The following is a 13,370-nucleotide window of genomic DNA, read 5'->3' on the forward strand; positions in this document are numbered from 1 at the left end:
AAGGAACGCATGCGCGCCATTATTCTCGCGGCAGGTCTCGGCCTGCGCCTTCAGCAACCCGCTGGAGAACAGTTTCCGAAATGTCTGCTGCAATTCGAGGGCCTGACGCTGCTCGAGCGCCATCTGCAGATGCTCGAGTCGGCGGGTGTGACCGAAGTCGTGCTCGCACTCGGCTTTCAACCGGAGCTGGTCGAGGCCGAGATCAAGCGCATCGGCTGGCCGCATGAAGTGGAGGTGGTGCTCAATCCGCGCTTCGATCTCGGCAGCGTGCTCACGGTGCATCGCACGGCGCAAGCGCTCACGCGCGGCGGCGACGTGTTGCTGATGGACGCCGACGTGCTTTACGACGAGCGCGTGTTCGCGCCGCTCGTGGCGGGCGAGGCGCCGGCCAACCGCCTGCTGATCGACCGCGACTTCGAGGCGGGCGACGAACCCGTGAAGCTGTGCCTGCGCGATGGCGTGCCCGTCGAACTGCGCAAGCAGCTCGCAGTCGGTTTGAAGTACGACACGATTGGTGAATCGGTGGGTTTCTTCCGCCTGAACGAAGCGACGGCGCGCCGCTTTGCGCAAATCGTCGAAGGCTATGTCGATACGGGTCGTGCGAACATGCCGCACGAAGAAGCGTTGCGTGATTTGCTGCTCGAACGCGGCAGCGAATTCGAAACCGCGGACGTCACCGGCGCGCCGTGGATTGAAATCGACTTCCCGAATGATGTGAAACGCGCTGCGGAAGAAGTGCTGCCGCAATTGGCGCCGGCCGTGAGCCGCGTGAAGCAGGCGGCGTTTTGAGGGCAGGCTGAGCCGCATTTCGTCTCCGCCATGCAGGGGCCGTGAAGGGCGTTGCCGCGTGAATGCGGTAATGCACCGCACGGCCCTCGTGATTTTCCCGGCGCGCTGCTTCATGTTTTTGTGCGCCGCTTCATCTGTTGCGGATTCACCGTTTTTGGCAACACAGTGCCATAATGGCAGCTTTACGCCATCAGCCCCGCTGATTGTCGTTTCCGCCCATGCCCCTTGCCCTAGGCACTTTCATCGTTCCGCTCATCGTCGCGTGCTCGATGTTCATGGAGAACGTGGACGCGACGGTCATCGTCACATCGCTCCCCGCGATGGCCCGCGATCTCGGCCAAAGCCCCATCACACTCAAGCTTGCTGTCACGAGTTACGTGATCGGATTGGGCGTGTTCATTCCCATTTGCGGCTGGGTTGCCGACCGCTTCGGCTCGCGCAACGTGTTTCGCACCGCCATCGGCATTTTCATGGCGGGCTCGCTGCTGTGCGCCGCGTCCAGGTCGCTCGAGATGTTCGTGGCCGCACGTTTCGTGCAGGGTATCGGCGGCGCGATGATGGTGCCCGTGGGGCGCATCATCATCTTTCGCTCGCTGCCCAAATCGGACTTCATTCGCGCCGTCAACTATCTCACCGTGCCGGCCTTGCTCGGTCCCGTGATGGGGCCGCCGCTCGGTGGCTTCATCACGACGTATCTGCACTGGCGGCTGATTTTCTTCGTCAACATTCCGATTGGCCTGCTCGGCATCTGGCTTGCGAACCGCCACATCGCGAACATGCACGAGGAGCATCCCGGACCCATCGACTGGATCGGCTTTCTCCTCTCCGCGGGCGGTGCTTCGCTCTTCATGCTCGGCCTCTCGCTCGTGGGCGGAGAACTGGTTTCCAATGCGAAAGCCGTGGCGATGTGCGTGGCCGGCGCGCTGCTGCTGGGCGCTTACTGGCTCTACGCGCAACGCGTCGAACGGCCCGTTCTCGATCTGAAATTTCTGCGCATCCCGAGTTTTAACGCGAGCGTGGCTGGCGGGTCGCTGTTTCGCATCGGACTGGGCGCCGTACCGTTTCTGTTGCCGCTCACCCTGCAGGAAGGGCTCGGCATGACAGCGTTTGTTTCAGGCGCCATCACGTGCGCGTCGGCATTCGGCTCGATCTTCATGAAGTCGGTAGTTTCGCGTGTGCTGGGCCGCTTTGGCTTTCGCCGCACCTTGATCGTCAACGCCGCGCTGGCGGGCGCGTCCATTGCCGTCTATGGGCTGTTCACGCCGGGCACGTCTGTCTGGCTCATCTGGCTCGTGGTGCTGTTGGGCGGCGTGTTTCCCTCGCTTCAGTTCAGCGGCCTCAACTCGCTCGCTTACGCCGACATTCCCACCCGGGACATTGGCCGCGCCACCAGCGTCGCCAGCGTGATCCAGCAGGTTTCGCTGGGGCTCGGCGTGACCATCGCGGGCATCGTGCTGCAGATTTCGCATCGGATACAGGGGCATTCGACCATCGTGTGGTCGGACTTCTGGCCGGCGTTCTTTGTCGTGGCGCTGTTTTCTGTGGCTTCGATCCCGGTGACGATGCGCTTGCCCGCCAACGCAGGCGAAGAGATCGCGCGCGGGCGGCACGGCAATACCTGATTTTTTCGCCCGATTTCGCTTTTGCTTGTCGGGGGATGGCTATCGGCGGATGGCCTGATCGCAAACGTTTTCTGTGCGTGCTATAAGCGCAGGATCCGGGCTGAAAGTCGAATGAAAAACCGGGTCGTAAGTTGGTGCTCGATGAACCGAATCATGGAGGTCACTCAATGAAGCTGGTCGATAGAACGAAAATTTCCGCTGCTGCTCTCGCACTCGTTTCGCTTTCCGCCTTGTCCGCGGGCTTTCTCGAAGCCACGCCCGCCATTGCGAAGGACACGCAGCAGCGTCCCGCCGTACTGAACGCATCGGCGGTGGCCGTTGCCGACAAGTACGCTGCCGACGCCGCAGAACAGATCTTCAAGGAAGGCGGCAATGCCGTCGATGCGGCGGTCGCGATTGCCTTCTCGCTGGCGGTCACGTACCCGGAAGCCGGCAACATCGGCGGCGGCGGATTCATGACGCTGTATGTGAACGGCAAGCCGTACTTTCTCGACTATCGCGAGCGCGCGCCGCTGGCGGCCACGCGCAACATGTACCTCGACGACAAGGGCAATGTGATCGAGGGCAAGAGCCTCTATGGCTACGACGCCGTGGGCGTGCCGGGCACCGTCGAGGGCATGTGGGAGGCCCAGCGCCGCTTCGGCAAGCTGCAATGGAAGCAGGTCCTGCAGCCCGCGATCAAGTACGCGCGCGACGGTTTCGTCGTCGACGAGCAACTGGCCAAGCGCCGCGAGGAGGCGTCGAAGGAGTTCGGCGGCAAGACCAATTTCGACCAGTTCTTTGGCGAGATGAAAGAGGGCGCGAATTTCAAGCAGCCTGATCTTGCGGCCGTGCTCACGCGCATCGCGACCCAGGGCGCGAAGGACTTCTACGACGGCAAGACCGCCGACCTGATCGCGGCGTCGATGAAGGGCCACGGACTCATCACCAAGCGCGACCTGCAGGAGTACAAGGCCGTCTGGCGTCAGCCGGTGGAAGCCAGGTGGAACGGCTATGAGGTGATCACGGCGCCGCCTCCGAGCTCGGGCGGCGTCGGTCTCGTCCAACTGCTCAAGATGAAGGCGATGCTCGCGCCGCAGTTCAAGGATGTGCCGCTCAATTCGCCGCAATACATCCATCTGATCGCGGAGATCGAAAAGCGCGTGTTCGCCGATCGTGCGCAATACCTCGGCGACCCGGACTTCTACAAGGTGCCGGTTGCCCAGTTGACCGACGACGCCTATCTCGCCAAACGCGCCGCCGACGTGAACCCCGACAAGCCGTCGGACACCAAGGGCGTGCAGCCTGGCCTCGGCACCTCGATGCCGGAAAAAGCGGACGCGGCGCACGGCAACAAGATGCCCGAAAAGGCGGAGACGACGCACTTCTCGGTGGTCGACAAGTGGGGTAACGCCGTGTCGAACACCTATACGATCAACGGCTACTTCGGCTCGGGCGTGGTGGTGCCGGGCGCGGGCATCGTGCTGAACGACGAAATGGACGACTTCTCGGCCAAGCCGGGCGTGCCGAACATGTTCGGCGTGGTGGGCAGCGATGCGAATGCGATTGCGCCGAAGAAGCGCCCGCTTTCGTCGATGAGCCCCACGATCCTCACCCGGGACGGCAAGGTGGCGCTCGTGATCGGCACGCCTGGCGGCTCGCGCATCTTCACGTCGATCTTCCAGGTCATCAACAACATCTACGACTTCAAGATGCCGTTGAAGGACGCGGTGGGCGCGATGCGCTTCCATCATCAACTGCTGCCGCCCAACACGATCTTCTGGGAGCCGTACCATCCGATCGACGGCGATCTCGCCAAGCAGGTCGAGGCCAAGGGCTACGTGCTCAAGGGTCAGGACTTCAGCGGCGACATCCAGGCGATCCGCATCGACGGCGATACGCCGGAGGCGGCCGCCGATCCGCGCGGACGCGGCGTGACACGCGTGATTCAATGAATCGAAGCTCGCATGCGATGAATGTTCGTATGCGTTTTGTCGTCTTTATTGAGGATTCGGCGATTGGATTCATCGCGTAGTGTGCAAGCTCCGGTGACGTGAAAACTCAACCGGCGTGTGTTTTCCCGGGCGGCTTTTGCCGCCCGTTTTTCTTTCCCGGCTTCGGTCGCGCGCACGCACGGGTTTTCTTGAATGGGCCGGGAACGCTAAATACGCTCTGATGTTTGCGGCTGCTCCGATGTTTGTGCACACAATGGCAACGGGTCGACCCGGCAGCCATCCAGGCATTTTTCAACTCACGGTCATTCACGTCGCGCATGCTTCTCACTAGCCGCGAACTGGCGTTGCGCTCCAACGTCTTCAAGCTGATGGCCGACCGCACGTTGCCCGAGGGCGACCTGCGGCTCGAAGTGGGGCGGTTCATGCCCGACCTGCTGCACGCGGACTCTGGGTTCCTGTGTGTGGGATGGCGTGCAGGAAAATGCGCGTCGTGTGGCGTTGAACATGTCCGCCGGCACTCTGGGCGATTACGAGCACTACTTCCAGTACCGCGATCCGTTGGCGCACGCGTTGCTCTCGCGCCGCGGGGCCGGACGGGTGAGCGATCTGCTCTCGCATGAGTCGTTCGTGCGCTCGCACGGCTGTTGCAACCGCCGCGGCGCTGAGTTGATGTGGGCGAGATGGTGTGTTGCGCGACGCGAAGCAAGGTGGCAAGCAAAAATGCACCCGGTTAGGGTAATCTCCAACTTCGTGCTGCATCTGCACATCAATTTGCTTTCGGATTAAAACGTTTTCGCGCAGGAAATCCCGATATGTGGACGCTTCCCACCGCCATCCCGCCCGATTTCGGTGCCGGGGTGGTTTTTCTCAGCGTGCTCGTGACGCAGCTGGGCGCGCCGGTTCCCGCTGCGCCGGTGTTGATACTGGCGGGCACCATGGCCGCGGGACAGGAAGCGTCGTATGCGAGTCTGCTGCTGGCTGCGGTCGTCGCGACCTTGTTCGCCGATACGCTCTGGTTTACGGCGGGCCGCATGCGCGGCCGTCGCCTGCTCAATTCGCTCGTCCGCTTTTCGCTTTCGCTCGATACGACGATTCGTGTGGCGCGCAATGTGTTCGAGCGCCACGGCGCGCCCATCCTCGCAGTGGCGAAGTTCGTGCCCGGCTTGGGACTCATGTCCGCGCCGCTGCTCGGCACCACGTCGATGGACCTGCGCCTTTTCCTGATCTGGGACGCCGTGGGGGCAACGCTTTGGGCCGGCACATGGCTCATCGGCGGGGCGGCCTTGCACACACAAATTGCCCGCTTCGCGATGTTCGTGCGCGCCAACGGCTGGACCATTTTTGACGTGCTCGCACTGGCGGGCCTGCTATTTCTCGCTTATCGCTGGGTGCGCCGCATGCAGTTGCGCCGCTGGCTGGCCACCCACCGGATTTCGCCCGCGCAGCTCGACGAGATGATGAAATCGCCGCTGCCGCCGCTCGTGTTCGACGCACGCCCCCAAAGCGTGCGCGAGAGGGAGGCTTATCGCGTTCCGGGCGCGCGTCCGCTCGATCTGGACTCGACCGAGGTGCTCGCGCCCGAACTGCTCGCGCGCGCGATTGTGGTGTATTGCGTGTGCCCGAACGAGGCGACGGCCAAGCGCATCGTGAGCCGGCTGCGCAGCAAGCAGATTCATCACGCTCACGCGCTCAAGGGCGGCCTCGACGCCTGGGAGCGCGATGGCTATCCCGTCGAGCCGCTTTCTGCGGAATTTCATGGCGCATATGCGCGCGAGGACGAGGCGTTCGAAGCGGGCGCCGAGCAGGAGTTCACAGTTCGGGCCGGCGTGCCGGAGTAGTTCGACCGCTCGTCGCCGCCTGTCGGCACATCAGGCGGCCGTGCTTGCCGGGCCGCGGCATGACCTGTTTCGGCGGTTCAGCCCGTGGTGTCCTTGAGCATCCGGGCGCGCGCCGCGCCGAGCGATTCGAAGCGGCCGTGGGTGTCGTCGAAGATGGAAATCGTGCCGTGGCCGATGTCGTACACCCAGCCCTGCACCTGAAGCTTGCCTTGCGCCACGCGGGCCGCAACCGCAGGGTGAGTGCGCAGGTGCGTGAGCTGCAGGCGAACGTTTTCCTCCACGAGCGCCTGCACCACTTGATCGGGGTTCAGCCCGCGCGTTTGCACGACGCTGCGCGCCGCTTCGGCGTTGCGCAGCCAGGCTTGCACCGTGGGCATGTCCGCCGCGGCCTCGGGGCCATCGGCGAGGCCCTTCATGGCGCCGCAGTCGGTGTGGCCGCACAGCACGATCTGCCGCACGTTCAGCGCGAGCACCGCGAATTCCACGACCGCCGAGACACCGCCGAGCATTTCCCCGTAGGCCGGCACGATATTGCCGATGTTGCGGCAGACGAACAGCTCGCCGGGGCGCGTTTGCGTGATCAGTTCGGGCGAGACGCGCGAATCGGCGCAGGTGATGAAAAGCGTATGCGGCGCCTGGAAGTTGGCAAGGCTGCGAAACAGCTCCTTGTCACCCGGGAATACGTTACGAGCGAACTCATCCACGCCGTCGAGAAGGTGCAGCAAATCGCAACCACACGAGTCGGAATGACCGTCGTGCGAATGGGTATGGTCTGGCATGGAAGTTTCTCTCTTAGTCATGAATCGACACATTCGAATAGCAACAGCGGCAGTTTATGCCGAGTTACGTCCGGTCGCTGTGTTTCGGTTCGGAAAATTCCGTCCGATCGTGCGTTTTCTGGTTTCCCGATCATCACGAGCCTGCGCAAGCCGCATATAAAACATCGTGTCGCGAGGCTTGCCTTATTCGTCATACAACCGGTCAGTCGGTTGGCCTGGCGAGCGACGCCGAAGTCCGGACGGCGCGCATCTACCCGAGGCCGGCGGGGCAGCATTGTACTCGACGCACGAATATATGCGAGGGGTGGGGAAGGAGGGGGCTGGGGGCAAGCGGAACCGCTGGCACGTGATCGAACCGATTACGGGCACCGATTTCGCGCCGCGGGAAATTAGTTTGGATGCCGAAGGACTCGAGGCATGGCCGATGCGTTCGAACTCACGATTCCATGACGGGGTGTGCGGCGCCGGCGCGCCGGTTCGGCAGGAAGTACCATACGCCGGCGAGCACCTGCAGCCCGATCAGGCTGGCCCAGACGGCTTGATGGGCGACGACCGGATAGCGGCCGTCCACGGCGCTCCAGCGGCTGAGCGCTGCGCCGATCGCGATCTGCGCGAAAAAAATTCCGATGAAGATGACGAGCGTGAAAGTGGTGTTGACACGGCCAATCAGGCGCGGCGGAAAGTGTTCGGCGAGCACGGCGTAAGTAAGTATCCCGGTGCCGCCCAATGCGCCATACGCGGCCCATAGAAACGCAGCGGGCAGCGGCACGCGGGCTGCGAGCAGCGTCTGGACGAGTACGAAGAGCGTCATGGTCACGCCGGAAAAGCGCGCGACGCTCACGCCATAATGCTCGAAGGTGCGTGCGAGCGCACCGAACCCGATGTTGCCGACGATGAACGCGCCGCCGAGCACGGAAATGAGCGACGCCGCGCGCGAGGCCGCATCGGCGGTGCCGGCGGGCGCCATGTCGCGCAGGAAGGCGCCCACCCACAGCGACTGCATCGCGTAGAACACGATCTGCGTGAAAGCAGAGAACGTCGCGGTCTTCCAGAACGCATGGCTGCGCAGAATGTGGGCGGTGCCCTTGAATTGATCGAGCACACTCGCTTGATGATGGGTGTCGCGCGTATGCGGACCGCCGATCCAGATAATGGCCGCGACTGCCGCCGTGAGCACGGCGAGCCCGACGCTCACGCTGCGCCACGGCGCGATCGTCAGCAGCCAGGAGAGCGGTGCGCCGACCGCTACGCCGCCGAGGCCGCCCACCGCCATCACGAGGCCGTTGACGAGCGTGAGCTGGGCGACCGGGAAGTGCTGGGCGGTGGCCTTGAATGCGCCGCCAAGGCAAACCGAGACGCCCACGCCAACCATCAGACGCCCGGCCATCATCGCGCCCATGCTGTGCGACAGCCCGAACACGAGCGCGCCGGCGGCGGCCACCAGCATCACGCACGCGGTGACGCGGCGCGGGCCGAAGTGATCGAGCAGCACGCCGGCGGGGATTTGCGCGCCTGCGAAGCCGAGGAAGTAGAGGCTCGTAAGCGTGCCCAGATCGGTGGCGGTGAGGCCCATTTCATGCGTCAGGAATGGGGCAAATCCCAGATTGACGCCGCGAAAAAGATACGAAATGAAATAGCCGAGTGCGAAAACGGCGAATACGCGCAATCTGAGTGCGGTCATGGTGCGTACGAGACCTGAAAGCGAATGGAATAACTGGCTCACGATTATTGGCGAGAAGCCGGTTCCGATGCCAGCGAGAGATTTCAGACGCGATTGTGAGTAGAATTTGACGTCATGTCCCGACCGCTCCCACCCTTGCAGGCCCTGCGCGCGCTCGAAGCAGCGGCGCGGCGGCGCAGTTTCAGCCGTGCGGCCGAAGAATTGCATTTGACGCATAGCGCCGTGAGTCATCATCTGCGCGCGCTTGAAGCCGAGTTGGGCGTCGAGCTGTTTCGCCGCGTGGGCAGCCGCATGATTCCCACGGCGGCCGGCGCGCAGCTTGCCGATCGTGTGAGGCGCAGTCTCGAAGAACTGCGCGAGGCGCTCGACGCCACGCGTCCGGGCGTGAGCGGCGTCACGCGGCTCGAATTGAGCGTGATGTCCGATTTTGCTTCGGTCTGGCTGATACCGCGTTTGGGCGACTTCTACGACCGCCATCCGAACGTCGATCTCTCGTTGCGCATGCACGCCGACGTCACGCCGCCCGATCCTTATCCGTTCGATATCGGCATCTGGCATCGGCGCGTGGACGAGCCGGGTTTCCAGTTCCGCAAGCTGCTGGACGATCAGGTGGTGGCCGTCTGCAGTCCCGCGTTGCTCGCGCGCTACCCGGCGTTTCGTATCGAAGACCTCGCCGCCATGCCGTTGCTGCGCTTCTCGCGCCGCTCGTGGCGCGACTTCTTCGAAGCGGCAGGCGTGGGGGGCGACGAGCCCGAACGCGGACCGGTATTCGACGATGCCGGTCTTCTGCTGCAGGCCACGGTGGCCGGGCAAGGCGCCGCCACAGCGCGCCTGCAACTCGCGCGCGGCTTCATCGATCGCGGCGAGCTGGTGCAACTGGGGCAGGTGCGCATTCCCGCGTCGCTGGACTATTACTTCACGTGGCGCGAGGGTCATCCGCGCGAGGCGGCGATCCAGCAGTTCTATCGCTGGGTGAAAACGCAGCTCGTCAATTAACGCATGCTATTTTTTTATGAGTAAATGCGGGTAAAACCTGTGTCCGGGCCTGTCAACGGCACGCTATCGGTATGCGTTGCTGGTCAATAAGGACCTGCAATGCCGCATACATGGAATTAGCGGTATCGGTCATTCATGAAAGGGAAGCGTTAGCCGTAAATGCCGTTCAATAGCATTTGCAATGGTGGCAGCATTGAGTGGCAATAGCGGCTGGCAATTGCAGGTTTCGCGTCAGGTCTGACGTAAATGGAGTATCGTTACTTCCCAATGCGCTCTTCGTGGCGGACTCGACCGGGAATCAATGGGGAGTCAGCCGCATTGGCAGCGGCTGTTTAACCGGCAGTGAATGGTATGTAGTGCACCGGTCCATCGAGGGCCATCAAAAAACTGTGACAACAGGAGAAACCGCATGAAGGCTATTCAGGCGTTCAAACTGGCAGCCGGCACGATGCTGGTCGCCGCTTCGCTCCACGTGTATGCGCAGACCGCCGCAAGCGCACCGGCCGCCGCTCCGGCAGCCGCCGCGCCGACAGCTGCACCGACCGACGCCGCCCAGGCCCAGGTGAAGCAGTCGAAGGCCGAACTCAAGAAGGCAAAGGCCGCTAACCGCGCGCTGTCGCGCAAGGTGCGTGGCGCACTCGCCAAGGACAAGAACATCAGCGTGGCCAACATCACCGTGCGCGCCAAGGACGGCGCCATCGTCCTGCAAGGCACCGTGCCGGAGCAGGCGCAGATCGACCACGCCACGGAAGTGGCGAAGGGGGTTGCTGGCGTGACGTCGGTTAAGAACGCGCTGACGATCCGTCCGGTCGGGACCTGATAGTTGGACCGTGACTGAATGGCATCCGGAACGGAGTCGGTCCGTTCCGGATGCATTCGGGTTCACCAATTTTGGTTTTTACTGCGGAAGCCGTACATGCAGTCCGTGAACCGGATTGCATGTACGGCTTTTTCTTCATGTCATTGGTGCAGTCAGGGCTCGATGTAGTGCATCTCTGACGACTCGCCCATTAGCAGCGCCTGGTTCGCATCCGCAGCCGCACGCAAATAATCCCAAAGAGACGTGATGCGCCGCAGCTTGCGCAAATCTTCCCGGCTGCATAGCCAGAAACGCCGTGTCACGACGATTTCGTCCGGCAGGATCGCCACGAGCCGCGGGTCGGGCTCGGCCATGAAGCAGGGCAAGATGGCGAGCGCGCTGCCTTGCAGCGCGGCATGATATTGCGCGATCACGCTCGTGCTGCACAGGCTCGCCGTGACGTTCGGCGCCGTGCGTTCGAGGTAGAGCAGCTCGTGGCTAAACGCGAGATCCGCGACATAGCTGATGAACGCGTGATGGCGCAGGTCGGCCGCCGTCCGGATGGGAGCATGCTGCTCGATATAGTCAGATGTCCCATATAAACGCAGGCGGTAGTCGCATAGCTTCGTATAGACGTATTGGCCGCGTTCGGGGCGCTCGAGCATGATCGCCAGATCGGCTTCTCGCTTCGAGAGGCTCACGAAATGCGGCACCGGTAGCAGATCGATCGACATGTCGGGGTGCTTGCCGGTGAAGCGGGCCAGTTGGGGAGCAAGAAAGAAGCAGCCGAATCCTTCGGTCGACCCCACCCGCACATGGCCGGAAAGCGATTGCGCGCCGAGCGCGAATTGCTCGCTCGCCGACTGGACCGTGCTTTCGATGGTGTCCGCATAGGCCAGCAGGCGCTGGCCTTCGGCCGTGAGCACGAAGCCGCCCGAGCGCGATTTGTCGAACAGCACCGTGCCCAGCGCCGCCTCCAGTTCGCGCACGCGGCGCGCGACCGTGGTGTGGTCGACGCCGAGGCGCCTGGCCGCGCCGCTGGCGCGCTGCGTGCGCGCTACTTCCAGGAAATAGCGTAAATCGTCCCAGTTCAGCGTCTCCATCGGCCTCATTGTGCTTTTTTGCATATCGGATGGGTTTTTTCGTCTCTACAACGTGGATATTCGAATAACTATACTCGGTTGGAGACCGCTTCATAAGCGCCCGCCTACAATGAAATAAAGATGGAGACACGCGATGCCGATCAGCACGCCGCCACGACGCCTTCGTTTGCGCACTCCGATGCGCTCACGCCATGCCTGAAGCACCCCGAAATTAGATCGTAATCCTGTCTATCCGGCTCACGCCGGCCCGTTCAGACTTTACAGAGAGAGTTCAAGATGAACGCAGTCACCCAGGCCTCCAACGCTCAAGTCTCGACCGTCAAGCTGTTGATCGGCGGCGAGTTCGTCGAATCGAAAACCACCGAATGGCGCGATATCGTCAATCCGGCCACCCAGCAAGTGCTGGCGCGCGTCCCGTTCGTGACCGTCGAGGAAGTCGACAGGGCTGTCAAGAGCGCGCATGCCGCGTTCGCGACATGGAAGAACACGCCGATCGGTACGCGCCTGCGCATCATGCTCAAGCTGCAGGCGCTGATTCGCGAGAACATGTCGCGCATTGCGCAGACGCTCACGGCGGAGCAGGGCAAGACGCTGCCCGATGCCGAGGGCGACATTTTCCGCGGCCTCGAAGTGGTCGAGCACGCGTGCTCGATCGGCACGCTGCAACAAGGTGCGTTCGCTGAGAACGTCGCCGGCGGCGTCGATACGTACACGCTGCAGCAGCCGCTAGGCGTATGCGCGGGCATCACACCGTTCAATTTTCCCGCGATGATTCCGCTATGGATGTTCCCGATGGCGATCGTCTGCGGCAACACGTTCGTGCTCAAGCCGTCCGAGCAGGATCCGCTCTCCACGATGCAGCTCGTCGAACTGGCCGTGCAGGCGGGCGTTCCCGAGGGCGTGCTCAATGTGGTGCACGGCGGCAAGGAAGTCGTCGACGCGATCTGCACGCATCCGCTCGTCAAGGCGATTTCGTTTGTGGGCTCGACGGCGGTGGGCACGCATGTCTATCGGCTGGGCAGCGAGCATGGCAAGCGTGTGCAGTCGATGATGGGCGCGAAGAATCACGCGGTCGTGCTGCCCGACGCCAACCGCGAGCAGGCGCTCAACGCGCTCGCGGGCGCGGCATTCGGCGCAGCGGGCCAGCGCTGCATGGCCACTTCAGTGGTCGTGCTCGTGGGCGAGGCCCAGCAGTGGGTGCCCGAACTCGTCGAAAAGGCGAAGACGCTGAAGGTCAATGCCGGCAACGAACCGAAGACCGACGTCGGCCCGGTCGTCTCGCGTGCCGCGAAGGCCCGCATTCTGGGCCTGATCGAATCGGGCGTGAAGCAGGGCGCCACGCTCGCGCTCGATGGCCGCGACGTGAAGGTGCCCGGCTATGAGAATGGCAATTTCGTTGGCCCGACGGTGTTCACCAATGTGAAAACCGATATGGACATCTATACGAACGAGATCTTCGGGCCGGTACTCGTGGTGCTGACTGCGAATACGCTCGACGAGGCCATCGCCATCGTCAATGCGAATCCGTTCGGCAATGGCGTGGGGCTCTTTACGCAAAGCGGCGCGGCGGCGCGCAAGTTCCAGAGTGAAATCGACATTGGTCAGGTGGGCATCAATATTCCGATTCCGGTGCCGGTGCCGTATTTCAGCTTCACGGGCTCGCGCGGCTCGAAGCTCGGCGATCTCGGTCCGTACGGCAAGCAGGTCGTGCAGTTCTATACGCAGACCAAGACCGTGACGGCGCGCTGGTTCGACGACGCCACCCTCAACACCGGCGTGAACACGACGATCAACCTGCACTGAAGCGCCGCAGTTGCCTGATTAACCAT

General features: G+C 62.9%; 11 protein-coding genes. 8 read left to right on the plus strand and 3 right to left on the minus strand.

All coding sequences use genetic code 11. The annotated features are described in order from the left end of the window. Nucleotides 1–9 precede the first annotated feature (9 nt). The 5 genes from P5W99_RS20600 (at nt 10) to P5W99_RS20620 (ending at nt 6,183) form a co-directional block, all read left to right on the plus strand. Nucleotides 10–789 carry an NTP transferase domain-containing protein gene (locus P5W99_RS20600; RefSeq protein WP_421045922.1) on the plus strand — a complete coding sequence of 260 codons (780 nt, stop codon included), beginning with the start codon at nt 10–12 and terminating at the stop codon, nt 787–789. Between the two features lie 218 nt (nt 790–1,007). After that, nucleotides 1,008–2,411 carry an MFS transporter gene (locus tag P5W99_RS20605; RefSeq protein WP_434662706.1) on the plus strand — a complete coding sequence of 468 codons (1,404 nt, stop codon included), beginning with the start codon at nt 1,008–1,010 and terminating at the stop codon, nt 2,409–2,411. Between the two features lie 167 nt (nt 2,412–2,578). Then, complete coding sequence (gene ggt, locus P5W99_RS20610; RefSeq protein ID WP_434662708.1) at nt 2,579–4,345, plus strand: gamma-glutamyltransferase; 1,767 nt, start codon at nt 2,579–2,581, stop codon at nt 4,343–4,345. 504 nt (nt 4,346–4,849) lie between these two features. After that, nucleotides 4,850–5,131 carry a hypothetical protein gene (locus P5W99_RS20615; protein WP_421026956.1) on the plus strand — a complete coding sequence of 94 codons (282 nt, stop codon included), beginning with the start codon at nt 4,850–4,852 and terminating at the stop codon, nt 5,129–5,131. A 26-nt stretch (nt 5,132–5,157) separates the two neighbouring features. Then, nucleotides 5,158–6,183, plus strand: coding sequence for a VTT domain-containing protein (locus P5W99_RS20620; protein WP_421026957.1), 1,026 nt, complete (start codon nt 5,158–5,160; stop codon nt 6,181–6,183). A 77-nt stretch (nt 6,184–6,260) separates the two neighbouring features. Here the strand turns inward: P5W99_RS20620 and P5W99_RS20625 are convergent, their stop codons facing one another. Beyond that, nucleotides 6,261–6,962 carry a carbonic anhydrase gene (locus P5W99_RS20625; protein WP_421026958.1) on the minus strand — a complete coding sequence of 234 codons (702 nt, stop codon included), beginning with the start codon at nt 6,960–6,962 and terminating at the stop codon, nt 6,261–6,263. A gap of 436 nt (nt 6,963–7,398) precedes the next feature. Then, a complete protein-coding gene (locus P5W99_RS20630; RefSeq protein ID WP_421026959.1) occupies nt 7,399–8,643 on the minus strand; it encodes an MFS transporter in 1,245 nt (414 codons plus the stop codon). A gap of 114 nt (nt 8,644–8,757) precedes the next feature. Here P5W99_RS20630 and P5W99_RS20635 point away from each other — a divergent pair, with 114 nt between their 5' ends. Then, on the plus strand, nt 8,758–9,639 hold the full coding sequence (locus P5W99_RS20635; RefSeq protein WP_421026960.1) for a LysR substrate-binding domain-containing protein: 882 nt from the start codon (nt 8,758–8,760) through the stop codon (nt 9,637–9,639). A 409-nt stretch (nt 9,640–10,048) separates the two neighbouring features. Then, the gene (locus P5W99_RS20640; RefSeq protein WP_421026961.1) at nt 10,049–10,459 is read left to right on the plus strand and encodes a BON domain-containing protein; all 411 of its coding nucleotides are present in this window, start codon (nt 10,049–10,051) and stop codon (nt 10,457–10,459) included. Between the two features lie 152 nt (nt 10,460–10,611). Here P5W99_RS20640 and P5W99_RS20645 read toward each other — a convergent pair whose 3' ends face one another. Next, nucleotides 10,612–11,565 carry a LysR family transcriptional regulator gene (locus tag P5W99_RS20645; RefSeq protein WP_421026962.1) on the minus strand — a complete coding sequence of 318 codons (954 nt, stop codon included), beginning with the start codon at nt 11,563–11,565 and terminating at the stop codon, nt 10,612–10,614. A 252-nt stretch (nt 11,566–11,817) separates the two neighbouring features. Here P5W99_RS20645 and P5W99_RS20650 point away from each other — a divergent pair, with 252 nt between their 5' ends. Further along, the gene (locus tag P5W99_RS20650; protein WP_421026963.1) at nt 11,818–13,344 is read left to right on the plus strand and encodes a CoA-acylating methylmalonate-semialdehyde dehydrogenase; all 1,527 of its coding nucleotides are present in this window, start codon (nt 11,818–11,820) and stop codon (nt 13,342–13,344) included. Nucleotides 13,345–13,370: the final 26 nt, after the last annotated feature.

This window comes from Paraburkholderia sp. A3BS-1L (genome assembly GCF_051125215.1).
Taxonomy (GTDB): Bacteria; Pseudomonadota; Gammaproteobacteria; order Burkholderiales; family Burkholderiaceae; genus Paraburkholderia.